The sequence below is a fragment of the Streptomyces sp. NPDC029292 genome, assembly GCF_055569295.1.
Window position 1 is genome coordinate 1 of record NZ_JBVHXR010000037.1, and the last position, 24,606, is coordinate 24,606.

Consider the following 24,606-nt stretch of genomic DNA (forward strand, 5'->3'; position numbering starts at 1 on the left):
GGGTCGCGGGGTTAGGCTGGGGCAAGGGCTTGGTCGGTGTTCTTCTCTGGAGAAAGACCCACAGAGCCCGCCCCCCCCCCCCTCCCCTCTTTCGCCCCTTCCCCCCCCGCCCCCCCTTCCCTCCCCCCCCCGGGCGGGTGGACGATGTCGTGCGGCCGACGCGGGGCCGGAACAACGTCGAAGACGCAGGCCACCGTCGCCATGCGCTTGCGGTTGGGCTTCTCGCCCGGGGCCAGGCGGCCACGTCGCCCGGCCGCCGCACTCTTGGCCGCGGCCCGGCGGGTGGCCTCGCGCAGGGCCTCGGGGCGCATCACCACGCCCTTGCCGTCGACCTGGATGATCAGCGGCATCTCACGGGTGCACGGGGTAGGAATCTTCGCCGTGTAGTAGGCGGCAATATCGACCGCGGAGGCGACTACCAGTTCTTTGAGGCGGCGCTTGCCCAGCACCTTCCCGCACCGTCGCTCGATCGCAGCGGTGGCCTGGTCGAACGAGCCTCTGACGGCTTCCAGGACCGCGAGCCGGGCCAGTCCTCGTGAGTGGCGGCCGGCGGGCAGCGACAACGCTTCGTCCGCCGGATGCACGTTGGCAACACCCCGGTTGCGATAGGCGATCCGGGTCACGCGGACCGGCCCGAACACGCAGGTCAGCAGGCGACGGTGGCCCCGCTCCCGCCAGGGTCGAGGCTGTCCTTCCGGACCGAGTACCAACGGCCGCCCTCCGTCCGTTCGCAGCGTGGCCTCCTCCTTCCTCGCTCGCTGATCGAGGTGGTTCTGCATCAGCTGCCGCAGCAGTTCGCGTCCCAACTGTTCGAGCTGCACTTCCAGTTCGTCGTGAGACATGTTTCCCGCCGGGCCGTCGGCCAGCGTCGAGATGAGGCTGAGGCGTTCGAAGGCATCACGGGAGGCGGCGTACGGATCAGGCTCGGGTAAGGCGTCGTACGGTTCCATCGAGGGCTCTTCTTCGGGAGTGATTCGTTCTGGTTGGCACCTACGAATCCAGAAGAAGAGCCCCTTGGTCACTGGGAGTTGGTCCGGTCGCGTCCCGGACCTTGTCGGGCGAGGGTGAACTGTCCCGGCGCGTCCTCGTCCAGCCAGCCCCGCTCTACCAGTCGCTTCAGTTTTCCCCGGGTCCCCTCGATCTTCCCGGTTGTCGTCGGCAGACCGATCCACGGCACGATCTGCTTGGCCTGCACCGGTCCCGGCGCATCAGAGATGACCTCCCCGATGTCCCGGTACACATCCGGCAACACCGCCACGACCAGGCCCTCACGCCACGGCGGCACCATCATCACCCCCAACGCCATGAGGCGCCGATGTCTCGCTCGCCTCCGGAGTGTCCGGCTCAGCATCGGTCTCCGCGGCCGACAGCTCCGCCAGCACCTGCGCGACGGTCTCCCGCGTGATCTCCAGTCGCGACAGATCCTCCCGGGCCTTCTCCAGCCGGAGGGCCAACTCCGCCGCCTCGGCCTGGAGTTCCTCAACCCTCTGCCGAGCTGCGACCTCTCTCGCCTTCAGTTCCTGCGGCAAAGACACCATGGCGCCCCACCTCCACTCCACCACGGTAGAAGCAAGCCGCCGCCCCCGACATTGCAGATGAGCGTCTTCCCAGCTCGACCCGCCCAGAGGGCAACTACACCCGATCGATCGTTCGGATGGGGTAACCAAGACAATGGGCAAGCTGCAATCAGTGACTCCCCGAGATCGAAGCAGGGTGCTGAGCCTATGGCCGAAACGCCGTCCACGATGCAGATGCTCTCCTTTGCGGCTTGGCGGGACGGTGCTCCGCATGTGGGGCACGCTACCGAACGGCACTACGTCACCCTGGCGGAGCTGCTGGTCCGGCTGGGGAGTTACGGGCTCGCGCTCACCTGGCGAGCCCGGGTCTTCGACGATCACCCACACCCGAGCTTTGCTGAGCTGGTCAGGGCTTCAGCTGGCGACGGAATCCCCACGCTTGAGCTGTTGGCCATGGACGCGCCCTACCTGCAGGCGATCGACGGGGACTTCGAAGGGTATGCGGGCAGCGAGCTCATACTGACCCTGAGGGAGTTCGACAGTTCAAGCTGGGATGTCCGCACAGCAGACGAGTGGGTGCTCAGTGAGATCCGACGACACTACCCGGACGCCAAGCCAATGACTTCGGACGAATGGGATGCAACGAACTGAGCTCTGAGTAGGGAGCCTTCACTTCAGAGGATCCGCACCCAACTCCGTATGACCTCCCGCACCGTCAAGCTCTTGGCCGACGCAGCCACCCCGGAGGACCTGTTCCACGGGCAGTGGCAGGGCCGGCCATCCAAACTCGACGCCTTCAAGCCCTACCTGGATGACCGCTGGAACCACGGCTGCACGAACGCCTGGACGGTGTGGGAGGAGATCGTGCCGCTTGGCTATCAGGGCAGCTACCAGCGGGTTCGCGCCTATTTCCGGGAGAAGCGGCTCTCGCCGGGCCCCGTCACGGCTCGGCCACCGTCACCCCGGGTCGTCGCCGGATGGATCCTCCGTCGGCCGGAAACCCTCACCGAGACGGAGCACCTTCGGCTCAAGGCCGTCCTGGTCCACTGCCCTGAAATGAACGCCCTCACAGGCCACGTCCGCTCCTTCGGTCAGATGCTCACCGAGCGCCAGGGCGAACGGCTGCCGCAGTGGCTCGATACCGTCCGGCGAGACAACCTTCCCGGCCTCCACACACTCGCCGCAGGCATCGACCGTGACCACGATGCAGTCATCGCCGGCCTCACCCTGCCCTGGAGCTCTGGGGTCGTCGAAGGCCACGTCAACCGGATCAAGATGCTCAAACGCCAGATGTTCGGCCGGGCCGGCTTTCATCTCCTCCGCAAGCGCGTCCTGCTCTACTCGTGAAGCACAGGTCAGACCACATCATCAAGGAGCCCGAAGCCTTCCGGGAACCCTTCCAGGAACTCCCGCCGAGCGGGGTCAGACTCGGCTTCGGCCATCGTCCCGAGCAAATGGGTCAATTCGCTCCGCTGGTCGCTCGACAGCTTGCTGACCAGGTGGGCGACACCCTCCCGACCGCGTCGTCTGGATCCATCTGCTCGTCTTCACTGCCCTCGATGAACCACAGGACATCGACCAAAGCCTCGGCCAGGGCGTGGGACAGAGACGAGTACACGGGCATCAAGGCGGACTCCCAGCAGGTCACGGCAGCAGAGTCCGGCCATCCCACCACACACCACTGACATCACACTCAGTCAGCTCTTCACGGAAAGTGGGCCAGAGCCGGTTCTCGTGAACAAAGCCAACCCGCCAAGCCCAACAGGCGGCACGCAGGCCGATGTCCCCCTTAAGAGGTCTTCTCATCCGGTGCCGAAGGGACAGGAGCTCAGCTCGGTGGGTTCAGATAGTCAGGGGCAGCGAGTGCCGTCAACGGGCGGCGTAGGGCGGTTCAGCCGCCAGACCACGCCGATCCCGCTGCCCGAGGGAGCTGCGGGCGGCGTTACCTGTTCACGCCGGACTTCGGTGAAGCCCAACCGGCGCGGTATGCCGGCGCTGGAGGTGTTGGCCAGGTCGTGCGCGATTTCCAGGTACTCCACGTCCGACAGGGCAAACATCTCGGTGACCATGGCCGCTGCCGCTCTCGTGGCGATGCCCTGGCCGGTGGCGGCAGGGTGCAGCCAGTACCCCATGCGCCGGCCCTGAGGTTCGGCCCCGCGGTAGGTCTGGCACATGCCCATGAGAGTGCCGCCCTTGGCGATGGCGTAGTTGTACACGTCACCGCTAGCCCACTTCGACGCGGACTTCGCGAGGAAGTCCCGGGTGCTCTCCTCGCTGTGCCGGGCGACCCACGGCTCCCAGGGACGCAGATGGTCCACAGACTCCTCGATCAACGTGAATGCCCGAGCGAAGTCACTCTGCCCCCGCCAGCCCCGCAGGACGAAGTCTCCACACTCGATGATCCGCCTCGGCCGCTCCACGACAGCCATGATTGTCCGCACAACAGCCCCCCGCAACGGGATACACAAGAACCGGCAACGGGATACAGAAGAACCGGTGGGCCGTCTACCCGGCAACACGGCGGCAGCAGAGCGGCAGCGACGGCACCGAAGACCAGGAAATGTCCGGCCCTGCGCTCGCAGCGGCGGTACAGGCGGCGGCACCCGGCCAGCCACGCCACCATGCGCTCCACCGTCCAAAAGTGACGGCCCAGCCGCTGGGAGAGCTCCATGCCCCTGCGGGCAATGCGCGGGCCGATGTTCCCCGAACACAGCCACCGTCGCACACGGTCGCAGTCATAGCCCTTACCGGCACGCAGCCTGACCAGTCGGCGCCGACACGGCCCGCGGCGCGCCAGCAAGAAAATCACAGGCCGCAAGCACCACATCGGAGTGGACACCCTCGGCCTGCTGCTGGCCGTCTGGGTCACCGCTGCGAGCGTCTCCGACAACACCGGTGGCATCCACGTCCTGTCACCAGGCACGACCACACCGTGGCCCGCTGCACCGTCGAACGCCTCATGCGAGAGCTCGGGATCACCGGCGCGGTCCGCGGCAAGCGGGTGATCACCACGATCCCCGACGCGAGCGCGGAACGGGCCCCGGATCTCGTAGACCGCGACTTCGTCGCCCCGGCGCCGAACCGCTGCTGGGTCGCCGACTTCACCCAGGTCGCCACGTTCGCCGGCGTCGTCTACGTCGCCTTCGTCGTGGACACCTTCTCCCGCCGTATCGTCGGCTGGTCAGCGGCCACTTCGAAGGAGACAAGGCTCGTCCTGGACGCCCTGGAGATGGCCCTGTGGCAGCGCGACCGGGACCAACACCCCTACCAGCCTGGCGAGTTGATACATCATTCCGATGCCGGTTCGCAGTACACCTCGTTCGCGCTCGCCGAGCACCTCGACCGGGCAGGAATCGCCGCGTCGATCGGATCGGTCGGTGACGCGTACGACAACGCCCTGATGGAGTCCACGATCGGCCTGTTCAAGCAATGCCGCGGAGTTAACGACTGCCCGGCCAAGTCAAGTTGATCCAATGAGCACGGGACCTCTGCTACAGCAGTGACGCCGACCAAGGTCTTCATTCCGAGCGGAGGTCCCGTTGGCGGGCCAGTGTGCCACTTCGACGTTCTCGCGTGCCGTCACTGTCGCTTCTGGTGTCTTTGCCCCAGGCCACTTGGGCGAGTTGACGCAGTACCTTCCTTTCGAACTCGTCGATGATGTGCTGGAGCAGACCCGTACGGTGCAACGGCGGCTGCGCCGCCTTCCCTCGCGGGTCGGGGTGTACTTCGTGCTGGCGCTGACGCTGTTTCCCGAGGTGGGATACCTGCGGGTCTGGGGGAAACTCGTCGCCGGACTACGGGCGTTGGGGCTGTGGAGGCCGTCGGAGAAGGCACTACGAGAGGTGCGGCGCCGACTGGGCCCCGCACCGTTCAAAATGCTCTTCGAGACGATCGCCGGCCCTCTGGCCCGGCCGACCACGCCGGGCGTGCGTTACCGGCGCTGGCGTACGGTGGCCTTCGACGGATGCAGCTCGCTCGAGACCCCGGACATGCCCCGTACTCGCCTGGCACTGGGAAAGACCCGGCGGCATCGGGGAGTTGAGGGATACCCCCATGTCCGGCTGATGGCTCTGTGCGAGACAGGAACCCGTGGCCTGCTGGGCGCAGTGTTCGGCCCCACGAGCACGGGCGAGCCCGGTTACGCACGCCGACTGCTCTCGCTCCTGGACGAGTCCATGCTGCTGCTGGCCGATCGCGCCTTCTCCGGCGATGAGTTCCTGAACGCCGTCGCCGACACGGGCGCTGAGCTGCTGATTCGCGCGACCTACCGACGTCGGCCAGCTGTACTGGCGACGTTGCCGGACGGGTCGTACCTCACCCGCCTGCAAGACCGGACCTTCCGCATCATCGAAGCCGACGTCACTGCCACATGCTCCGATGGCCGCCGCGTCAGCGACCGATACCGCCTGGTGACGACCCTGCTGGACCACCGCACCGACCCTGCGGACCGCCTGGTTGGCCTCTACCACGAACGCTGGGAGACGGAAGTGGCCTTCCTCGCTCTGAAGGACACCCTGTTCGCCGGCAGTGTCCTGCGCTCCACCGACCCCGCCGGGCTGGAGCAGGAACTATGGGCCCTCCTCACCGTCTACCAGAGCCTGCGACGGGCGATGACGGACGCCGTCGAGTCCCGTCCCGGAACCGATCCCGATCGGGCAAGCTTCACCGTCGCCCTCCACACCGCCGCCGAACAGGTGATCGCGGCGGAAAACATCACCGGCCCCTTCAACGGGTCGGGGGCGATTACCGGGGCCGTCCTGGCCCGCCTGCTTCCCGTACGCCGGAGCCGGACCAGTGCCCGCGTGGTCAAGTGCCCGATGTCGCAGTACTCCACGAAACCGTCCGAGACGCGTCCGAAGACCAGCCGGCGGATCGTCCAGTTCACTGTCGACGTCCGTTCCGCTTGCCCCGCACCATCGGCCTCCCAGGAAACAACTTCTGACGACAGCGCCCTCGGCTTCCGCGAGCGCACCCTCCGGCTCCTGCGCACCGAGCCGGATCGGGCCTGGCGCACCGTGGAGATCAGCCGAGCACTGGGAATCACAGCGACCGCGAAGTACCGCAGCCTGTGCACGCAGATCAACCGGTGGGCCGAGCAGTCCATGCTGATCAAGGAGAGCAAGGGAAGATACCGACTCGCCCCGGAATGGCTGGCCTCCACAGAGGCACGCAGATCAACTTGACTTGGCCGGGCAGTCGTTAACTCCGCGGCATTGCCTGTTCAAGACCGAGTTGATCAAACCCCGCCGCCCCTGGAAGACACTCTCCGAGGTCGAGCTGGCCAACGCCGAGTGGGTCGACTGGTACTGCCACCGCCGACTGCACGGTGAGATCGGGCACATCCCACCCGTCGAATACGAGACCAATCACTACCGCGCAACCACGAAACCCCAGGTCACAGTCACGACCTAGAGTCTCGATCAAACCCGGAACGGTTCATCGCGGCTCCTTGCCGCTAACGACGGGGTGGACATGTCGTCCGCGAGAGTCGGCTTGAGCCTGGCTCGGCTGCTGCTGGGCAACTTCGATCCAGCCGTGCACGGGCTGCCTTCGGAACCGAGGGTGCGGCTCTGGCGGTTGGCGGCTCGATCTCGACCCGGGGCAGCGTTGACGTTGCCGTGCACCCGAGCCAGTAGAGATGGCCGACTGGGGCTGGTCAGGCCGGCTTCACTGCGCGGAGGGCCCGGATCTCGATGTCGAGCAGCTTGGCGTGGTCGGGCATCGGCACCTCCTGCTCGTTGTCAGTGGAGAAGGTCAGCGTGACGACGATGTTGTCGCGGGCGGCCACGACCGTGAAAGTGGAGCTTGAGCCGTCACGGGTCTCGGCAGCGAAGCCGCCGTCATTAGCCAGCTCCTGCGGCTGGGAGACCTTGGAGCCCTTTTGCTGCTCGGCGCGGTTCTTGTCGGTTCTGACCTGCTGGTGCGCACGCCGGGAGCCGTTCGCGTCGGCGTCGGTCTGGTACCTGTCGTACTGCAGAGTGACGCTTCCAAAGTTGCCGATGCCACCGAGCACCGCGTACTGCCAGCGGCACACGCTGCTGTTCTGCTGGCCCCTAAGATCGGCGTGGGCGTCTTGGGGCGTGGCCAAAGGATTGATCGACAAGCTCGTCGCCGTGTCCTTGTTCAACGTGCTGCATGCTCCCGGCACGTGGGCAACGTCGTTACCGCGGGTCCAAGGGTGGTCGATCCCGGTCAGCAGGGTGAGGGCGATCAACGTCACCGCTATGGCGTTGCGCAGCGGCAACAGGGTCCGGCCGTAGTGAACCGGCGCGGGCGAGCCACGCCTCAGAGTCCACTGCCGTACGGTCTCCACGTCATCGTCGAAGCCGACCGGGCGGAAGGGCCGCAGCCGTTTCGGCGCGGGCAAGACGACGCGCCGCGTGACCGCTGTGTCCGCGCGGTGCGCGGCGACCATTGTTCCGAAGAGCGTCGTCCGGCATTCGATAGCCAGGATCGATGGCCATGGGACGCGTGTGTTGCGCCATCCGCGTATCCGCAGCCCGTCGGCTTCCAGGACGGTTTCCCCGAGCAGGCAGGTGGCCATTCCCGCCACGGCTGCGGCTAGCAGGCAGCCGCCGGTGAACCCCAGCGACAACAGGTCGTACCGCCACGCCCCCCACAGCGCCGCTGCCCCGGCCGCCGCGGCCGGCACCATCGCGGCCGCCTGTCGGCGGGCAGCCGGGAGGCGGACCGGGTCGGGGGCGGACGAAGCGGCGACCGGTGGGCGCGGGCCGGGGCGGCGCAGTGCGATGACCATGCGGCCACGGGCCCCGTAGACCCACCGGCACGGTGTCTGCTGTCCGGGCTGGGCGAGTTGCACCGCGTCGAAGAGGAACTGGTACAGCTCATCAAGGGTGATCTCGCCGTCCCCGTCGAGGTCGGCGGCACCACTGTCCAGGCCCCGGATCAGCTCGCCGGTGAAGACCGACGGCTTCGGATCCGCTTCGGCGACCTCGCCTGCCTCGAAGGCGTACTCACGGGCTGTGGAGGCAGTGATAAGGGTCAGTCCGCGGCCGCCGAAAAACTCCTGCACATGCACCCGCTGCTCGCCCATCGGCACCATCCGGTGCGCGAAGGCACCGCTGTAACAGCAGTCGAGGATCAGCACGATACGCCTGGCACGGCAGCTACCCAACACGTTCTTCAGAACAGTCGCGGACAGCGCGGTGCCGGCGAGGTCGTCGAGGTCGGTGTCCGATCCTGCGAGGAAGAGCTCGTCGCCCTCCTTGATGCCATGCCCGGTGTAGTAGAGCAGCAGGACGTCGTCCCGGTCCCTCCCGCCGAAGAATTCCTCGGCGCTGGAGCGCAGGTCCTTCGCGGTTGGGTTGTCGGCGCTGGTGATGGCGAACTGGCCGATCTCCGGATCGGCCAGCACCCGCGACAGCTCGCCGACGTCGTGCGCCGGTGAGCGCAGCCGGTCCAGCCGGGAGTCGGTAAAAGTGTGGCTGCCCAAGACGAGCGCGAAGCGGGCCATGCCCGTTACTCCGTGGTCCGGCGCTGGATGAAGGACTCCGCCAGCTCGCGGGTCAACTCGGGCGACATGCCCTCGATCTCCACGCTGTCCTCCCCGAGCCGCACCACGACCTTGCGGTGCCGGTCCCGCTGGGCCCACAGCCGCACCACGTCCACGACCGTACGCAGCCCGCGTGGCGCCCCCAGTACCGTCACTGCCAACGCGCCAAGTTCGAGGCCAAGTCCCTTCGACCCAGCGGGTCCCGCGCCCGTGTGCACCTCACGCACCGCGACCCCGGGGACCTCCTCCAGTACCCGCCGCAGGGACAGCGCGGCATCATCGACATCTTCCGGATCACCGGCGCCCACCAGCTCCACCTGCACCAGCAACACCCATCCCTCGTCCAGCACGCGACTCCCCCATTCGCGTCAACGGACCGACAATGAAGGCCCGACTCAATCTTCCCGACAGTACGCCCGAACCCCAACCCCTCGGTGATACCCATTACAAGACAGGTCACTTACCGAACCACCCGTGCCTTCGACCAAGTCGAGCTCTCGACCTGGCTACCTCCAGCAGTGAAGCGCTCCGGGATCGGTGGAGGCTGGTATGCCCCGGTTCTTATGGAGTCGGGTTGCTGGACAATGGACGATCCAGCAGCCTTCGGAGGCCGTGACGCCCCACAGCTATCCGCCCGAGTTCCGCCGTAAGGTCCTCGATCTGGTCGCATCCAGGAGGAAGGTGGCCGAGGTCGCCCGGCTCCTGGGTATCAGCGACCAGACGATCTATGTCTGACGTCGCCAACATCTCATCGATACGGGTCAGTTGCCCGGCACGACCAGCAGCGACCAGTCCGAGCTGGGGGCGGCCCGCAAGCGCATCGCCGAGCTGGCGGCCGAGCTGGCCATCCACCGGCAGCGCAGGCACTCCGCGCTGGGCATGCTCAGCCCGGTGGAGTACGAACTCCGCACCCCGCCAGTAGCCTGAACCCAAGCAACTCGACTCCGCCCGACTCGGGACAGTCCAGAGCCTCCATCAGACCCGGAGCGCTTCAATCTGCATGGCAGCTCCTACTCGATTGCGGTGCTTGAATGGACCGTCGTTCTCGGTCTGGCAAGGAGAAGCGCTGTGCCCCTGGTGTCTGTCGTGATGCCCGTGTACAACTCGGCAGCCACCCTCGGCGCAGCCGTCCGATCGGTGCTCACGCAGACCCACAGCGACCTGGAGCTGCTGGTCACCGACGACCAGTCCTCCGATGGCTCCATGGACCTGCTCCGCGAGTTCGCCGAGCAGGACGAGCGCGTCCTACCGGAGCCGGCACCCGAACGGGGCGGTGCGGGCCGGGCCCGCAACCTCGCGATCGAGCGGGCCCGCGGGGACTACATCGCCTTTCTCGACAGCGACGACATGTGGCTTCCGGAGAAGACCGAGAGGCAGCTCGCCTTCGCTGCGGAGGCCACTGCGCCTTTGACGTTCACCTCGTACTTCAAGATGGACGCCGACTACGACGGCGAGAGCACCGACTGGGTCCCGAACGGGCGGGTGGTCCGAGCGCGGGAACACGTCGACTACCGCGCGATGCTGGTCCAAGACCACATCGGTGCTCTCACCGCCATGTATGACCGCAATGTCCTGGGCGCGAGGCTGATGCCGGAGATGCGTAAGCGCCAGGACTACGCCCTCTGGCTGTCGATCATGCGGGACGGCGCTGACGCCCGGGGCCTGGCTGAGCCGCTTGCGGTGTACAGGGCCCACCAGCCGGGATCGCTGTCCTCCAACAAGCTGTCGCTCGTGCAATACAACTGGGCCCTGTACCGCGAGCACGAGCATCTGTCGGTCCCGCGGGCGACGCGGGCGCTGGCCGGCGCTGTGTGGCAGTCGCTGCGCAACTCGCGCATCTAGCTCCGTGCACGGGCCCGGGGAGCCCGGTGCGCGACCGTTTCCGGGGGTGCCCGACAGGGCCCCGCCCCGTGGCCGTGCCGGGTGCTCGGGGGCTGGACCCGGGGGCGGGACTCGGTGGGTCACCGGTGCCGTCGGCCGGCTACGCGACCGAGGCGGCGCCGGCCGGCGCGCGCAGGAACAACTGGAGGAGCAGCCGTCGGTCGGCGACCGGGACGGTCTCCTGACCGCTGTGGAGCGCTTCCCGACCGTGCAGGAAGCGGCGCTGGTTCACGATGAGGTAGTCCCCGGGCTGGAGCATGAAGGAGACCTGACCCCGGACGAGCTCCTCGGCGAGCTCCCTGGCGGCGTCGGCGTGCGCCTGGCCGAGCTGGGACCTCTCCAGCATCTTGGCGGTGAACCGGACGAACCCCTCGCCCGGGTCGGAGCCGTCCAAGATCGGAAACGGCTTGTACTCCTCGCCCACGCCGAACAGTTCGAAAAAGGTCCCGTAGTGGTAGGCCGACTCGGCCAGCAGGGCGCGACTGTCCTCCGACAGCCGCGCCACCGCAGCGTGGGCGTCGGAGAGGATGCTGGGGCCGCCGCCGAGCGGGGCGGGGCGAACGCACAGGAGCGTGGTGTAGTCCGGGGGCAGGGTCCCGTTCACCAGGTCCATGTGGAACGCGTTGTACCCGATGCCGCTGGACTTGCCGGGGTCCTTGTCGACCTTGACCCCGATGTCCTTCCAGAGGGGCCACCGCGTGAAGGGCGAGAAGGGGACCGCCACCTCGGCCGCGAAGCCCGTCACCAGCCGCAGGCACCGGTCCTCGTCGGTCCCCAGCGCCTTGGCGAGGTTCCCCAGGCGCAGCACGGCGTATCCGCCGCCCTCCCCGGTCAGCGCGTGGCGCAGGGTCGCGGCGGTTTCCTCGAACCGCGGGGTGGCCGTCAGCTCGGTCCGGTACTCCTCCGTGGTGGACTGTGCCAGGAACGAACCGTCCAGTTCCCGGGGCGGGAGAGCACGGTCGATCAGAGCGGCTTCGAGTTCGCTCGGGATGTCGATGAACACGCGGAGCTTCCTTCTCTCTTGGGGCTCTCGGGGTGTCGTTCGGGTGCTGCTGCTGTCGTCCGGGGAGGACCTCGGCTCTACCGCGGACTTCCCTCACCAAGGCGTCGACCAGTAACAGGCCGCGGCCACCGGGATCGTGGGCGGCGGGCAGGAAAGAAGTCCCTTCTTGGGTGGGCGCACTGGGCGCGCGGGAGCGCGACGGCGCGTCGCTTTGTGTGCGGGAGGTGTCCGGGTGTGTGTCGAACGCTTCCGGGGATGAACGAGTACAGCCCAACTGCCTTTCGCGGAACAGGCGTTGGATGTTGTCCCGGGGTTGTCCCAGGCGCGCACTCGCTACCCTCGGGGTAGCTGTCGATGATGGGGTTGATTCCGTGGACGAACCGATCCGGCATCCCCTCACGTACGCGCGGTTCCTGCGCGGCTGGTCTCAAAGTGAACTGGTGGCCCGGATGCACAGGGCCGCGCGGATGCGCCCGGAGGGGCTGCGGTGCGGCGCGGACAAGGCTGCCGTCAGCCGGTGGGAGCACGGCCGGAAGAAACCCGATGCCGAATCGCAGCTCCTCATCGCTGACGCGTTCGACGTGCCGGTCTCCGACCTTGAGCGCTATCCGTGGCCTCACTGGCTGCCCGGCCGCGAGGAGCCGGCGCCGCTCGGGTCGGCGTATACCGTCCACGCCCTTCGAGATGCACAGAGAGCCGTGATGGACCGCGAACGCCGAACCTTCCTGACCTACAGTGCGCTCGCCCTGGCGGGGCTCGCCTCGCAGTGGGCCGCGCTGGAACCCGACCGCCTCACAGCTGCCGCCGACGGCACTCATGTTGATGAGGAGTTGACGAGCTGGCTGGAGGAGACCGGCACGAAGCTATCGGCACTGCCGACGGAGAAGCGCCAGTACATGATCGAGCTGGCCGAAGCGCACCTGGACACGGTCACCGACCTGCTGGAGGGCGGCCGCTTCAGCGAACCGACGGGACACCGGCTGCATCTGCTGGCATCGTCGCTGGCGAGTACGTGCGGCTGGTACCGGTTCGACCAGGGCCAGCACTACGCCGCCGGGAAACTGTGGAACGCGGCTCTGTCCAATGCACACACCGCCCGGGACCGGGATCAAGGGGCGGGGGTCTTGTCGGACTTCGCGTATCAGGCGATCTGGCTCGGGAAGCCGGAGTCGGCCGTCGAGCCGCTGAGCCAGGCCCTCATCCACACCCGGCATCCCATGGCGCGGTCCGCGCTCCATCTGCGCCGGGCCCGCGCACACGCGGCGATGGGAAACGCCGGCGCATGCCACCAGGATCTGAGGGCGGCCGAGGCGACGCTGCTGACGGATACGCGGGACCCGGCGCCGTCCTGGTGCCGGTGGATGAGCAAGGCCGTTATGCGGTCTGTCAACCTGTCTCAACCCGGAAGTGTCTCAACACCGCACTGCTGCCTGGTCGCATGACGGAGCACCGCGGGCGTAGCGCAGATGTCATGGGACGACAAGGATGGCGGCACCAACGCCTTCCGCCCGCCAGCCAAGCAGGACAGCATCACCGAGGAGGAGGACGTGATAACGGGTGCGGCGTTACGTTTCATCAATGAACTGTTCCGGTGTTTAGCGGGTCAATCGGCACAGCTGGGCGTAGACGAACTGGCAATACTCATCCAAACGATCGTCGCGGGGCGGGGCATCGAGAAGCTCGACAGCACGCTGGCTCTGGAGCTTCTCTAGCCCTTCAGCGATGAGAAAGAGGCGGACGTTGGCAGTGGGCGCTGAACGATATATCGAGGGGGCGGGCCGAGCCCGGCACCCCCTTGGTCATGCTGGTCCGGCCTCGGACTCGTAGGACCGTATGTTCAGCCTCCGCAGAGTCCGCGCCGCCTCCAGGCGGGAGTCGTTGTCCAGGGTGGTGTCGGCGGCGAGGGCGGCCAGTCGGGCTGCACCGGCCTCCCTGTCCACCCCGGCCAGAGCCTTGGCCGCCTCCAACCGGGATCCGTAGACCACGGTGGTGTCGGCGGCGAGGTCGGCCAGTCGGGCTGCACCGGCCTCCCTGTCCACCCCGGCCAGAGCCTTGGCCGCCTCCAACCGGAAACCGTCGCCCACGGGGGCGCCGATGCGGAAACGCCTGCTGCCCACGGGCACGGGAGAACCTCCGCGCAAGACCACGAGGTCGGCCAGTCGGGCTGCAGCGGCCTCCCTGTCCACCCCGGCCAGAGCCTTGGCCGCCTCCAAGCGGAGTAAGCCGCTCAGGATGGTGTCGGCGGCGAGGTCGGCCAGTCGGGCTGCAGCGGCCTCCCTGTCCACCTCCGCCAGAGCCTTGGCCGCCTCCAACCGGGGCAAGCCGCTCAGGGTGATGTCGGCGGCGAGGTCGGCCAGTCGGGCTGCAGCGGCCTCCCCCCTGTGCACCTCCGCCAGAGCCTTGGCCGCCTCCACCTTGGAAGCTCCACCCAGGATTCGCACGAGGGCGGCCAGTCGGGCTGCACCGGCCTCCCTGTCCGCCCTGGCCAGAGCCTTGGCCGCCTCCACCCGGGATCGTTGGCTCAGGGTGGTGTCGGCGGTGAGGTCGGCCAGTCGGGCCGCGCTGGCGTCTGGGTCAACGATTTTTGGAGTCTTGGCGAATACTTTCGCCATCAGCCAACGGATACCTTTTGGGTCACGCCCGTCCTGGATATGGATGTCGTATCCGTCCGTCAGGTACTCGGGGTAGTCCTCAGCGATTGAAGCCAACACCAAGTCCTTGCCGTTGTCCGGCCACCGGCGCGCGGGAAAAGTGGCGAGTTTCGTCTTTCGCTCTTCGAAGGCGTCCGGCGCCATGGCGCGCAACAGGTCGTCCAAGTAGTCCGGGCCGAACCGACCGCGGCCCTCCCGCATTACGATGACGTGGACGAGCGGCTGGTTGAGTCGGATTGTTTGGATGGGCCGACGCCCGTTGGGGACCTGTGGAGCACCATCCAACGGGTAATCGCAACGCGGGCAGTGCACGCCCTCGACATAGTGCTTGCGGCAGAAATAGCCACCGCACCCGCTACACCGGCCGCCGCGCGGGTTGGCCACCGTCACCGTCGTCTCGGTCATGAACTGCCCGGCGCTGATCCATGACCCGCTGCATTCCGATGCCTCGCATGAACAGAACACGGAGTCCAGCCGACGGTCGGCAAGGAGGTCGGGCGTCAGTTGTTCCTGCTGGCCGTTGCGCATGCCAAGGTAGATCAGCTCTGCTGCCGTTCGGTGGAGATCCGGTGAGTCCGGGTAGACGCTGAGTGCGGTCAGCAGGCAGTCCAGCGCGGCAGGATGGTGGCCCTTCAGCGCCAATGCCCGTGCATTGTCAATGAGTTTGCTGGTCCAGGGTGTCATCGTTCTCTCTCAGGAGCCGCTGTGGATGAACGGCGCCCACAGGTCGGGGCGGTCTGGACGTTCGGCACGCAGTTCTCGGGTGAGGCGGTGCAGGGCGACCGGGGCGGCGTCGGCCGACGGGGAGTCTGGAAGGAGCCGGTAGAAGCGGTGGGCCACGGTGGCGGCGGTCGAGTCCACGACCGGCCAGAGCGTGCCGATGACGTGGCGGTAGCCAGCCAGCTGGAACGCGGATGCGAGGTGGATGGCCTCGTCGGGGTGGTACGGGGCGCCCCAGGCGGTCGAACAGGCCGACAGGTAGGCCAGTTCCGCTGAGGCCAGGTGCAGGCCGCTGATCCAGGACACCGGCAATGTTGCATCGTGCAACACCAGGCCACTGGCGGACGGCTCAGTGGGCTCGTCGGTGGCGTGGCAGGCGAAGTGGGCCCAGGTCGCGTCCGGCAGGGCCGCCAGCACATTCGCCACGGTGGCCTCATCGTCGCTGAGCAGCGACGTGCCGGGTGGGCAGATGCGCGCGTCGAGGGCCTCGGCGGCGGTGTGGGGCAGTGTGTCTCCCACGGCGACGGTCAGCTGGTGGCGAGAAGGCGGCGTGGGCCGTTGGCGGCTGTGGCGCAAGGCACGGATGGTAGGCACGTACGAGGAGATGACGCGGTCGGCCACCGCTGGGCCGTCGGCCAATCCAGCCGCGTGCAGCGGAAGTTGGCTCAGTGCTCCGGTCGGCACCCACCACAGCCGGGGCCAGGAGTCATTCGGTGTCGCGGTGTGTCCCAGCGCGTCCAATACCGGCGCGGCCACCTCCTCCCACAGCCAGGCGAGAATGTCGGCCACCACTCCGCGTCTGGCCAAGGATCCTGCGAACGTGTCCGGGTCGGCGTCGGCGAGCCTCCTGAGGTGGCGGTCGAGATCACGTGACCGTAGCCCCAGTCCGATTGAGCTGATGCCGTTGGCTCGCACCAAAATCGCGTCACTTCGCCACCGAGCGATGTTGACGATCACGACTGCGCCGTCTGCTGCGGCCTGCTGGAGGTCGGGCAGCCGAGGGGCTGCCAGGAAGTCGCCGAATCCGTCCTGCTGTCGGATGCGGTCCAGCAGGTGGTCCCATCGGGCAGCCGCCTCACGGCGTTGGGTGACGTCCGGCGCATTGAGTTGGGCGCGGAGTTCGTGGAACGCGGCGGCCAGCTCGGGCGCAGCAGAAGTCAGCTCGGTCAGGTCGGTGCGGGTGTCCAGGTCGGCCGACAGCAGGATGCCTCGGCCCAGTTCGGCGACCTCCAGTGCGCCGCCGGCGTCCGCCACTTCGAGCTGCGCTGCAATGGCCTCGCTGATCAATCCCGCATGCCCGCTCCCCCGCCGTTCCTGGTCCACCCGGCTCAGATCGCGAGGCATGACACTCCGCAGCGCGAGCACCGCCGTGCGGAACAGACGAGCCGCCGCGTGGGTTTCGCCCGCATGCATCAGCACGGTCGCCACCGCATGCGCGGTTCTCACCTGGTCCAGGGGCGGTGCCGCGCTGAGGTCGGCCGTATATTCGACCAACCGTGCGACCGCATCGGGATCAGGGGGCTCAGAGTCGGAGGTGTACCGCACGTCGTATACGTGGGCGAGATTGTTGAGATACCCCACCCGGGCGGGGTGATCGGCCGTCGTTGCCGCCACGGCCCGCTCGCAACAGTCGATGGCGGCCGACAGGTCGGTCGGCTCGTCGTACTGCTCGAAGCGGGCGCAGTAGCTCGTCCCGAGGGCCGACAGGTACAGGTTCCGTTTCGGGTCGTCCTCGGACGCGATCGCCAGCGCCCGTCTCCCGTGCTCAACTGCCCGGTCGATGTCGATCTGCTCCGGGTCCAAGGTGCACTCGAACAGCTCACGGTAGCCGGATCCCAGAACAGACAGGCGGCCCGCGAGGGCAGGGTCCTGATCGCGCGTGGCAGCCACGGCCTGCTCACCCAGATCTACGCTGGTTCGAAGGTCGCCGCTCCGCCTGCTCCGGTCGCTTCCCCATCCGTGGTCATACCGAGCCCGGTACGCCAATCCGAGGTTGAACAGGCGAAGTGCCCGGTCCGGATGGTCTTGTGGAGTAGCGGCCACCGCCTGCGTGCCGTACTCGATGGCGGCTTGGACGTCAGCCGAATCACCGGCGCGATCGAAACGGAGCAGGTAGCTGTTGGCAAGACTGGAAAGCCGCAAGGGCAGTTCGGGATCGTCGTGCGCAGTGCTCGCCACCGCAAGCGTGCACTGCTCGATGCCGGTGCCGAGGTCGGCGACATCTCCGAAACGCCGATACCGCGTCTGGTACGCAATGCCGAGGTTGTGCACGTAGTTTGTGCGTCGGTCAGGATCGTCAGCTGCTGCGGTGATCGCGCGTTCGCAGTACTCGATGGCTACCCGCAGGTCATCGGGCATGTCGGTGTACGCGAATCGCTTTTCGTATGCCCCACCGAGAGTCGACAGCGTGAGGGGGTCGGATTCGTCGATCGCCAGGGCCTGTTCGCCGTATTCAATCGCTGTCGCCAGATCCGCCAGCGCCTTCTCGTGGTTGAACAGCCGGAGGTATGCGTTGGAGAGATCGCCCAGGTATTGGGCGCGCTGTGCACGGTCGGGGGCACCGGCCAGTGCATCTTCGGCACTAGCAATCCCGCCTCGCAGATCGCCCAGCACCGCGGTGCGGTCATACCGCACCAAGTATGCGTGCGAGAGCACTGCCAGGTAGTCCGATCGGCGCGGATCGTCGGCGGCAACGGCGGCGGCCGCCTGTTCGGCGCGGTCGACGGCGGCGTCGATGTGGGCCACTTCGAAGCTACGCTCGAACAGCTTTCGGTACGCCCTGGCCATTAAGGACATCAGGTGCGCAAAACGCGGATCGGTGGGTACATGGGCGCCGGCTAACTCGCCATGGGCGATGGTGGCGCGCAGGTCGGCCGTGTCCTTGGTGTTCTCGAAGCGCGCCCAGCGCAGCTGACTGAGGTCGATCATGGACATGATGCGAATCGGATCATCGTCCGGCGCGAGTGCCAGGGCTTGTTCGTACTGCTCGATGGCGGCGTCCAGATCCGACGGCCTCCCGGTGAGATCGAACCGTTCGGAATAGCTCCAGCCAAGGCCCGCGAGGCATCGGGTCCGATCCCAGTCGCGCATGGGCAATGCCACGAGGATGCGGGTGAATGCCTCCATGCCAGCGGTGATCGTGTTCGGGTCGCTCGTGGCTGATCCGTCGCGCACGAGATCCGCAGCCGCCAGAATCCGCGCCTTGACGTCGGCCCGCGAGTACGCGTGAGGGGTTATGTTCGGATCCTCTGCTTTCATGCACGCCCTTCCGGGGTGATCGCCGGGACCCGCCCACGATACGGCGACCGCGTGATAAGTAGTGTCGCAATCCGGAAGCAGGCGAGTCGGGAGGTCGGCGGGTGCACGACGACGAACGAGCAGTATTGGCACACCTGTGCGACCAACTCCCCGAGTTGCGCCGGGAGATGGCACGGTTCCCCGCCGCCGTGCGACAGCTGCTGGCCGACATCGAGACGGAAGCACGAGCCGGTCGGCCGATTCGAGGCTTGCTGAGCGAGCTGTCGATCGACCCCGATGAGAACACCCGGCAGCACTCGCCACTTCCGGGTGTCGGGCCGGGGCGAGCGAGCGAGGAGCGGTTCGGTTGCCCGGAGGACCTGTGTGACCGTGCGGCGACGACCGTGCCGGCCGGTGCGCTGCCGCGCTGCTGGTTGACCGGGCGGTACATGACGCGCCGGAGCAGCTGAGTGAGCGTCTTCTTTGGGGAGTTGGCCAAGCAGCTGGCGAGCCGGTGGCTGTCGTTGCTGGCCCTGCCCGGCGTCTTGTTCCTTACCGCCGCATGGATTGGGTCGCGACTCGGCCAGACCCATGCGCTGGACCTTCAGCGGCTCGCCTCCGCATCAACTGCCTCCGACCTCGCTCATCGGCCAGTCACCGTGCAGGTGCTGGCGCTGATCGGGGTGGCACTGGCGTCGGCTGTGGTCGGGGTGATCGTTCAGGCGCTGGTCGTGCCGGTTCGGGCGTTGTGCCTTGGGCAGTGGCCGGTCGGTCTCGGCCGAATGCTGGCCTCCCGGCGCCGGAATCGGTGGCACGAGCTGGTTCGGCAGCGCACGGATTTAGAAAGGGCACGTCCGGTACTGGAGCGAGGTACGGAAGAACAGCAGCGGATAGACCGGATTGCCGGCCGGATCAATGCGATCGCGATGGCCGAGCCGGGGCGGCCGACCTGGATGGGCGATCGCGTTCACGCGCTGGCCGAGATCACGGTCAATCGGTACGGGCTGGATCTCGCGTTCGGCTGGCCGCGGCTATGGCTCGTGTTGGACGACACCGTGCGCACCGAGATTTCGATCGCGCAGAGCGCATTCGCCACCGCGATGTTCACGGCGACGTGGTCGGTCCCCTATCTGGCACTGGGCGTGGTGTGGTGGCCAGCCGCGGCGATCGGAGTTGGGATCGCAGCGGTGGGCTGGGCCCGCGCCCGCCGCGGGATCGCCACGCTGACCGATCTGACCGAAGCGACGCTGGACCTGTACGGCCGCACTCTGGCTATCGCCCTCGGCGTCGCGGACGAAAGCACCTCCGGTCCTCTGACCCCGGACGAGGGCCAGACCATCACCGACATCATCCGCAAGGGTCGCTAGCCCTCACCCCAGTCGTCGTCGGGTTCGCGCGGCTCGCGCAGTGGCCGTCTCGTCCAGCCCGCGCGTTGAGGTTCACATACGCACTCGCCCGGACCGTGTGCTCTGCCTCGGCAAAGGCCCGCTCATCTCGCTCAGGGGTATTCCTGTGGTGAGCGCTTATGCCCTTCGCGCAACACATTAGTCACACTGGCGAGCACGGTGCTAACAGGCAGGTGATGCGTCCGCTCAGGGCGAGGGACGGCTCGGGGCCGACAGCACAGCGACGTTCTCCCCGGAGCGCCGCAGCCGTTCGACGAGACGGGCGCTGTGCGCCTCCAGTTCGGCGTTGCGCAAGGTCAGGACCTGGATCTGGTTGGCGTAGGCGGCCAGAGTGTCCTTCAGCTCGCGGACCTCGGAAGCGTGTTCTCGGCGAAGCTCGTGCTCGGCCCTCTTCAGCTGGGATACCTCCGCCCGCAGTTCCTCCGGTTCCGGACGCCGGGTCTGCGGCGCCTCCAGAATCTCCTTCACCGCCTGCGCCACCGGCGAGCGGTAGTAGGAAGCGCGGGAGACCCCGGCCTCGGTGCACACATTGACGATCGTGATCTTGCCGTCGGTGGTCTCGGACAAGCCGTGCATCAGCCGTTCGAAGGCGTCCATCAGCGCCCGGTCAATGTCCGCCAGCGGGCGACCGCCGTGGCGCAGACGGTCGAAGGTCTGCCGGATCCTCAGGTCCGTTTCCTCGTTCACGCGGTGTGCCGGCCTTCCTCGGGCTGTTCTGCCTGCAGACCTGCGAGCAGGTCGTCGAGTTCCGCGGTGTAGTCAGTCAGGGCGATGACCTGAAGCCGGGGTAGCGCCTCACGGTCCTTCTTCCGCATGTCCAGGGCGGACAGAGCCTGGTCCCGTGCTGTCCGTAGCCGGGGGACATGGATCGTGGATCGCCGGGCGTTGGGGCAGGCCAGGCACATGTTGTGCAGCGGCAAGGGCCGCCCTGCCGCCTTGGCCCGCTTGCGGCAGACCGCCGTCGACGCCTGGTAGAAGCAGTCGTTGAGGACGCCGGGATGCAGGGTCTTGGTCAGGTGCTCCAGCATGGTGCGGAGCCGGGCGGGAGAGGTAACGACGCCCGGCAGGTCGCCCAGTTCGCGGCGGATACGCTCGAATTCGGCGGAGATACGCTCGGCGGCCCCTCCGATCGACGCGCCACCGTCGTTCCAGTCCCGGTAGATGTCTTCGAGGTAGTCCATGCGCGCCACCGCTTCGTTCGCCGCGACCTCCTCGGCGAAGCCGGACTCTGAAGTCCCCGCATATCCTTCGAACATGACCGTTCGGGCATGTTGGTACTGACGCGCGCCGGCAACCACGCCGAACGGCTGATGGGCGATATGCCAGGCCAGCGACCGGCGGAATTGCCGGGTGTCGAAGGCCCACGGGACTCCTGCGGCGTCGGCGTCATCAGCGTCACCGCCGTCGGTGTCCGTTGGAACGGACTCCCCGGTCTCGCGACCTGCGTCGTCAGGATCTTCGGCGGCTTCGTAGGCGCTGATGTCGTTGGGGATGAACAGGCTCTCGCTCGTACTGAAGAGCTCGTTGACGTGATCGCGGAACCGCCTCAGCCGGTGAGGGACGGAGCCGAACAGCTGATAACCGGTGTTCTCCGTGCGCCAGTAGCCGAAGAGGTGGTCCGGGTCATCGTGGAGCTGCAGGAGCACCTCGACGGCCTGGTGGACAACGTCGAGGACGACCCACTCGGCCTCCTCCCCGCTCAGCTTGCGGCCCTTGTAGACCCGGCCGCGGATCTTGTACCGGATCCGGCCGTCGTCTCCGGTCTCGGTGAAGGCGCACTCGCGGCTCAAGAGGCGAACCTCGTCGTCGCGAAGACCTGACAGGTAGGCAATCACGATCCAGCAGGCGGTCCGCAGATGGTCGATCTCCCGGTTGACGCTCGTGGGATCAAACCGAGGCCGCCACGGTCGACCGGACTCGGGCCAGACCGATACCGGCGCGTCGAGGCCGCCGGCCTCGAAACCGAGTTCAACCGCGGCTTGTTCAATGAGCTGGTTGATCCGGGCGTAGCCCCCGGTCATCAGCTCGATCAGGGTGATGTTGGGTGCCTGGATCACGCCGTTCACCAGGGGCGCTTCCGGTTTGGTCTGCGCGGATTCCAGGGGGAGAGACGGGATGCCGCGGCCAGCGGCCCGGCGGCGGGCGGCAAATGCAGAGAAGGCGGCCTCCTTTGCTCCCGGCGTGGCGTAGGGCTTCCGGCTCGCAGCCTGCCGCAGGGCCTCGACCTCTGCTTGTGCCGCACGAATGTCGCGGCTGGCGGTGGTGATGTAGAAGATGGCCGCGCGCAGGAACGGCGCCATGATGTGCTCGGGTATGCGGTCCGTGCTGTTCTCGTCCGAGCGCGGCGGCTTCCCTGCGACAGACGCGGAGGTGCGGCCAGGCCAGGGGTGGATCTTCAGCTCGTCGTAGTGGAGGAAGGGGCTGTGCGCAGCGAGCTGCTTGATGGTGGTGACGAGCGATGCGGTGGTGGAGACGGAGCCTGTCTTCCACTGGTCCAGAAGAATCACCAGGTGTTCACGGGTGACATCGTGGAGCCGGTCGATCCCCAGGACGCGTAGGTCGTCCAGGATGGTTCGCACGTGGGCGAGTTCCTGCGCAGCCCACGTGATCTTCATGGGCTTTACGGTCGAGGCACTCATGTAGCTGGACGGAATGCCCCTGCGGAAGCGCGAGTACATGTACTCCTTGGCCGTGCGCATGCCGATGGGGTCGGCGAACGTGGCGAAGTGGCACAGAGCGTTCCCGCGCGCGGTGCGTGGGACGAAGGGGCGCATGTCCCAGGTCATGTCGCCGACGCGCGGTCCGCGGCCGGGGCCAGCTCTGGTGAGGTGTTTCGGAAGGACGTAGGCGTCGTCCGAGACGAGTGCCGCCGGGCGCGCTCGGAGCTTGGGTGCGGTGGTCATGTGGTCAGCTCCAGGAACTGCGCGGGCAGGGACAGGCGCGGGCCGGCGGCTTCGGCAATGGCCTTGGCGGTGGCGATCTGCGTATTGCTGAACTTGGGGCGCACGCCGTCGACGATGCGTTCCCACGCCAGCCCGTAGCGGGCCTTCCACTCGGCCACCGAGTACTCGGATCGCTGTTCTTCGAGGAAGTCGAGGAAGGACAGGAGGCTCGGCAGATGCCGGGTGGTGAACACGGCGTTGGGGCACTCCAGGCAGCCCCAGATCGCGACGGGGCATCCGGCGCCCTTCTTCCGCGCCCAGGGGGAGGCGTAGTAGTCCCGGCAGGACGCCAGCCAGACGTCGTTGTCCGTGCCCAGGGCCGCGCGTACCTCCTGCGGTTCGAGTTCCTGCTCGCCTTCGTCGAGGCGGCTGCCGTCGTCATCGAGTACGACCGGCGGCGCCAGGGCGACGTCGAGGGCTTCACGCAGGCCGTTCTCCACCGCCTGCTCGTGGACCTCGCGGTGGGCCTCGATGTCGGCGTAGTGCTTGGCGGCCACCTGCTTGGTGTGCCCGGAGACAAAATCGTCGAGAACGCCCCCGGCACGCAGGTAGTTGCGAGACTTGTGGCTCTTGCGTAGCCGGCGCGTGTCCATCAACACCGGACCACCGCCGCGGTCCTTCATCTGATCGATCTGGTGCCGGACCAGCCAGGGCAGCGCGTCGCGCGCCGTGTGGGTGACGCCACTGAGGTACACGTCGCGGACACCGGCATCCACCGAGAGCACCCACAGAGCGTCGGTGCCGGCGAACTCGCGTGCCCTCTGGCTCAGTCGCAGAGCCAGGCGGAGAAGTCCGCCCGGGTAGTGCAGGGCGCCGCCGTTGCTGACCCGCATCGTCTTGTGGGTGCGCTGGTGGGCCCGCTTCTTGACGTACGCGATGCTGACGAACCCGCGCGACGGATTGACCAGGCAGTCCGCGCGCAAGGTCTTGGCGCACTCCGGCTCCAGCCCGGTCTGGCAGATCAGAAGGGAGAGGAACGGCACCATGTCCGCCTTGGTCAGGAACAGGTGAGAGTTGACCGCCCGGATTCCGCCCAGTGCACGCAGCGGCCGGTGCTGTCTGACGACGGCGTTGGTCAGCGGGCCGTGCCGGGCGACATGCCACAGGACATTCTCCAGCCGGCCCCAACCTCCGACGTTCGGATCCTGGCCCTGCTCGGCGAGCCGCTCCCCGCGCAGGATCCGATCCCGGATCTTGCGGACGTCGTCGAGCGCGGCCGCCTCGATGCGTTCGAAGACGGGCACGGGGTAGGCGTCGAGCGGCTTGCTGGCGGGCGGCTCGGTCGTCGTCGCGGTGTATCCGATCCGCCCGTGCATCTCCGCGCTGAACGAGTCGGGGGCGGCCTCGTAGGCGAGGCGGAGCACCCGGGCGACCGTCGAGAGCATGGCGTACGGCTGTCCGCTTCCCGCAGGAAAGACCCGGGCCAGGTGCTCCTCGAAGGCATCGAGCAGTTCCGGTTCCAGATCATCGAGACCGAATTCTGCGGCCTGTTCCGGTTCGGCAGCCGCGACGAAGTCGACGAACAGCCGGATCGCCCTGGTCCTCTCGCGGAAGGCGTTCCTCCCCCGAACCGGTCCGTCGTCGCCTCCGAGCTGGCTCAACGCAGCGGCGAGGGGACGCATCAGACGTGGGCAGGGCTCCCGGGAGAAGTCGTAGTGGACCTCCTCCGCGCCGAACCGGAGCGAGAAGACGACCGGCCCGATGCTGGGCACTGGGGCTGAGGGAGCTGGGATGTC

General features: G+C 67.5%; 22 protein-coding genes and 4 pseudogenes. 14 read left to right on the forward strand and 12 right to left on the reverse strand.

What is annotated here, in order from left to right; genetic code table 11:
* Nucleotides 1–121 precede the first annotated feature (121 nt).
* From ACZ4WS_RS45115 to ACZ4WS_RS45125, 3 genes and pseudogenes are all read right to left on the reverse strand, one after another.
* A pseudogene (locus tag ACZ4WS_RS45115) lies at nt 122–950 on the reverse strand (ISKra4 family transposase); the annotation flags it as partial.
* A gap of 68 nt (nt 951–1,018) precedes the next feature.
* The gene (locus ACZ4WS_RS45120; protein WP_467989630.1) at nt 1,019–1,291 is read right to left on the reverse strand and encodes a hypothetical protein; all 273 of its coding nucleotides are present in this window, start codon (nt 1,289–1,291) and stop codon (nt 1,019–1,021) included.
* Entirely contained in the window at nt 1,269–1,538 is a 270-nt protein-coding gene (locus tag ACZ4WS_RS45125; RefSeq protein WP_467989632.1) for a hypothetical protein, read from the reverse strand. The genes ACZ4WS_RS45120 and ACZ4WS_RS45125 overlap by 23 nt, the downstream gene beginning before the upstream one ends.
* A gap of 186 nt (nt 1,539–1,724) precedes the next feature.
* On the opposite strand from ACZ4WS_RS45125, the gene ACZ4WS_RS45130 reads away from it, so the two are divergent.
* The 3 genes and pseudogenes from ACZ4WS_RS45130 to ACZ4WS_RS45140 all read left to right on the forward strand — a co-directional run bounded on the left by ACZ4WS_RS45130 (nt 1,725) and on the right by ACZ4WS_RS45140 (nt 3,202).
* Nucleotides 1,725–2,168: a hypothetical protein gene (locus ACZ4WS_RS45130; RefSeq protein ID WP_467989634.1), complete on the forward strand. Its 444-nt coding sequence runs from the start codon at nt 1,725–1,727 to the stop codon at nt 2,166–2,168.
* 30 nt (nt 2,169–2,198) lie between these two features.
* A pseudogene (locus ACZ4WS_RS45135) lies at nt 2,199–2,864 on the forward strand (ISL3 family transposase); the annotation flags it as partial.
* Between the two features lie 212 nt (nt 2,865–3,076).
* Nucleotides 3,077–3,202, forward strand: coding sequence for a hypothetical protein (locus tag ACZ4WS_RS45140; RefSeq protein WP_467989636.1), 126 nt, complete (start codon nt 3,077–3,079; stop codon nt 3,200–3,202).
* Nucleotides 3,203–3,367: 165 nt separating this feature from the next.
* Here ACZ4WS_RS45140 and ACZ4WS_RS45145 read toward each other — a convergent pair whose 3' ends face one another.
* Nucleotides 3,368–3,946: a GNAT family N-acetyltransferase gene (locus ACZ4WS_RS45145; protein WP_467989638.1), complete on the reverse strand. Its 579-nt coding sequence runs from the start codon at nt 3,944–3,946 to the stop codon at nt 3,368–3,370.
* Between the two features lie 363 nt (nt 3,947–4,309).
* Between ACZ4WS_RS45145 and ACZ4WS_RS45150 the strand changes: the two are divergent.
* From ACZ4WS_RS45150 to ACZ4WS_RS45165, 4 genes and pseudogenes are all read left to right on the forward strand, one after another.
* Nucleotides 4,310–4,405 (forward strand): annotated as a pseudogene (locus ACZ4WS_RS45150) (IS5 family transposase); the annotation flags it as partial.
* 44 nt (nt 4,406–4,449) lie between these two features.
* Nucleotides 4,450–4,944: pseudogene (locus ACZ4WS_RS45155) on the forward strand (IS3 family transposase); the annotation flags it as partial.
* Between the two features lie 112 nt (nt 4,945–5,056).
* A complete protein-coding gene (locus ACZ4WS_RS45160) occupies nt 5,057–6,700 on the forward strand; it encodes an IS4 family transposase (RefSeq protein ID WP_467989640.1) in 1,644 nt (547 codons plus the stop codon).
* Nucleotide 6,701: 1 nt separating this feature from the next.
* Nucleotides 6,702–6,929: an IS3 family transposase gene (locus tag ACZ4WS_RS45165; RefSeq protein WP_467989642.1), complete on the forward strand. Its 228-nt coding sequence runs from the start codon at nt 6,702–6,704 to the stop codon at nt 6,927–6,929.
* Nucleotides 6,930–7,173: 244 nt separating this feature from the next.
* Here the strand turns inward: ACZ4WS_RS45165 and ACZ4WS_RS45170 are convergent, their stop codons facing one another.
* Both ACZ4WS_RS45170 and ACZ4WS_RS45175 read right to left on the reverse strand, forming a co-directional pair.
* Nucleotides 7,174–8,991 (reverse strand): caspase family protein, encoded by a 1,818-nt coding sequence (locus ACZ4WS_RS45170; protein ID WP_467989644.1) that lies wholly within the window; start codon nt 8,989–8,991, stop codon nt 7,174–7,176.
* Nucleotides 8,992–8,996: 5 nt separating this feature from the next.
* On the reverse strand, nt 8,997–9,380 hold the full coding sequence (locus tag ACZ4WS_RS45175) for a hypothetical protein (protein ID WP_467989646.1): 384 nt from the start codon (nt 9,378–9,380) through the stop codon (nt 8,997–8,999).
* A 262-nt stretch (nt 9,381–9,642) separates the two neighbouring features.
* Here ACZ4WS_RS45175 and ACZ4WS_RS45180 point away from each other — a divergent pair, with 262 nt between their 5' ends.
* The 3 genes from ACZ4WS_RS45180 (at nt 9,643) to ACZ4WS_RS45190 (ending at nt 10,872) form a co-directional block, all read left to right on the forward strand.
* Nucleotides 9,643–9,765 carry a helix-turn-helix domain-containing protein gene (locus ACZ4WS_RS45180; RefSeq protein WP_467989648.1) on the forward strand — a complete coding sequence of 41 codons (123 nt, stop codon included), beginning with the start codon at nt 9,643–9,645 and terminating at the stop codon, nt 9,763–9,765.
* A gap of 30 nt (nt 9,766–9,795) precedes the next feature.
* Entirely contained in the window at nt 9,796–9,957 is a 162-nt protein-coding gene (locus ACZ4WS_RS45185) for a hypothetical protein (protein ID WP_467989649.1), read from the forward strand.
* 141 nt (nt 9,958–10,098) lie between these two features.
* Complete coding sequence (locus tag ACZ4WS_RS45190; protein ID WP_467989651.1) at nt 10,099–10,872, forward strand: glycosyltransferase family 2 protein; 774 nt, start codon at nt 10,099–10,101, stop codon at nt 10,870–10,872.
* A 139-nt stretch (nt 10,873–11,011) separates the two neighbouring features.
* Here the strand turns inward: ACZ4WS_RS45190 and ACZ4WS_RS45195 are convergent, their stop codons facing one another.
* A complete protein-coding gene (locus tag ACZ4WS_RS45195) occupies nt 11,012–11,914 on the reverse strand; it encodes a TauD/TfdA family dioxygenase (RefSeq protein ID WP_467989652.1) in 903 nt (300 codons plus the stop codon).
* Nucleotides 11,915–12,285: 371 nt separating this feature from the next.
* On the opposite strand from ACZ4WS_RS45195, the gene ACZ4WS_RS45200 reads away from it, so the two are divergent.
* A complete protein-coding gene (locus ACZ4WS_RS45200) occupies nt 12,286–13,356 on the forward strand; it encodes a helix-turn-helix transcriptional regulator (RefSeq protein WP_467989654.1) in 1,071 nt (356 codons plus the stop codon).
* Between the two features lie 24 nt (nt 13,357–13,380).
* A complete protein-coding gene (locus tag ACZ4WS_RS45205; protein WP_467989656.1) occupies nt 13,381–13,626 on the forward strand; it encodes a hypothetical protein in 246 nt (81 codons plus the stop codon).
* A gap of 87 nt (nt 13,627–13,713) precedes the next feature.
* On the opposite strand, the gene ACZ4WS_RS45210 is transcribed toward ACZ4WS_RS45205, so the two are convergent.
* Both ACZ4WS_RS45210 and ACZ4WS_RS45215 read right to left on the reverse strand, forming a co-directional pair.
* On the reverse strand, nt 13,714–15,249 hold the full coding sequence (locus ACZ4WS_RS45210) for a hypothetical protein (RefSeq protein ID WP_467989658.1): 1,536 nt from the start codon (nt 15,247–15,249) through the stop codon (nt 13,714–13,716).
* Between the two features lie 9 nt (nt 15,250–15,258).
* On the reverse strand, nt 15,259–18,543 hold the full coding sequence (locus ACZ4WS_RS45215) for a CHAT domain-containing protein (protein WP_467989659.1): 3,285 nt from the start codon (nt 18,541–18,543) through the stop codon (nt 15,259–15,261).
* 101 nt (nt 18,544–18,644) lie between these two features.
* On the opposite strand from ACZ4WS_RS45215, the gene ACZ4WS_RS45220 reads away from it, so the two are divergent.
* The gene (locus ACZ4WS_RS45220) at nt 18,645–18,992 is read left to right on the forward strand and encodes a hypothetical protein (protein ID WP_467989661.1); all 348 of its coding nucleotides are present in this window, start codon (nt 18,645–18,647) and stop codon (nt 18,990–18,992) included.
* On the forward strand, nt 18,993–19,889 hold the full coding sequence (locus ACZ4WS_RS45225; protein ID WP_467989663.1) for a hypothetical protein: 897 nt from the start codon (nt 18,993–18,995) through the stop codon (nt 19,887–19,889).
* Between the two features lie 225 nt (nt 19,890–20,114).
* Here the strand turns inward: ACZ4WS_RS45225 and ACZ4WS_RS45230 are convergent, their stop codons facing one another.
* The 3 genes from ACZ4WS_RS45230 to ACZ4WS_RS45240 form a co-directional block, all read right to left on the reverse strand.
* Nucleotides 20,115–20,615 (reverse strand): hypothetical protein, encoded by a 501-nt coding sequence (locus tag ACZ4WS_RS45230; protein ID WP_467989665.1) that lies wholly within the window; start codon nt 20,613–20,615, stop codon nt 20,115–20,117.
* On the reverse strand, nt 20,612–22,714 hold the full coding sequence (locus ACZ4WS_RS45235) for a hypothetical protein (protein ID WP_467989667.1): 2,103 nt from the start codon (nt 22,712–22,714) through the stop codon (nt 20,612–20,614). Before ACZ4WS_RS45235 ends, ACZ4WS_RS45230 begins: the two co-directional genes overlap by 4 nt.
* Nucleotides 22,715–22,827: 113 nt before the next feature.
* On the reverse strand, nt 22,828–24,582 hold the full coding sequence (locus ACZ4WS_RS45240; protein WP_467989669.1) for a hypothetical protein: 1,755 nt from the start codon (nt 24,580–24,582) through the stop codon (nt 22,828–22,830).
* Nucleotides 24,583–24,606: the final 24 nt, after the last annotated feature.

Coding starts and splice junctions, on each gene's coding strand:
- ACZ4WS_RS45120 (WP_467989630.1), bottom strand. CDS start 1,291: ATGATGGTGCCGCCGTGGCGTGAGGGCCTGGTCGTGGCGGTGTTGCCG.
- ACZ4WS_RS45125 (WP_467989632.1), bottom strand. CDS start 1,538: ATGGTGTCTTTGCCGCAGGAACTGAAGGCGAGAGAGGTCGCAGCTCGG.
- ACZ4WS_RS45130 (WP_467989634.1), top strand. CDS start 1,725: ATGGCCGAAACGCCGTCCACGATGCAGATGCTCTCCTTTGCGGCTTGG.
- ACZ4WS_RS45140 (WP_467989636.1), top strand. CDS start 3,077: ATGAACCACAGGACATCGACCAAAGCCTCGGCCAGGGCGTGGGACAGA.
- ACZ4WS_RS45145 (WP_467989638.1), bottom strand. CDS start 3,946: ATGGCTGTCGTGGAGCGGCCGAGGCGGATCATCGAGTGTGGAGACTTC.
- ACZ4WS_RS45170 (WP_467989644.1), bottom strand. CDS start 8,991: ATGGCCCGCTTCGCGCTCGTCTTGGGCAGCCACACTTTTACCGACTCC.
- ACZ4WS_RS45205 (WP_467989656.1), top strand. CDS start 13,381: ATGTCATGGGACGACAAGGATGGCGGCACCAACGCCTTCCGCCCGCCA.
- ACZ4WS_RS45210 (WP_467989658.1), bottom strand. CDS start 15,249: ATGACACCCTGGACCAGCAAACTCATTGACAATGCACGGGCATTGGCG.
- ACZ4WS_RS45215 (WP_467989659.1), bottom strand. CDS start 18,543: ATGAAAGCAGAGGATCCGAACATAACCCCTCACGCGTACTCGCGGGCC.
- ACZ4WS_RS45235 (WP_467989667.1), bottom strand. CDS start 22,714: ATGACCTGGGACATGCGCCCCTTCGTCCCACGCACCGCGCGCGGGAAC.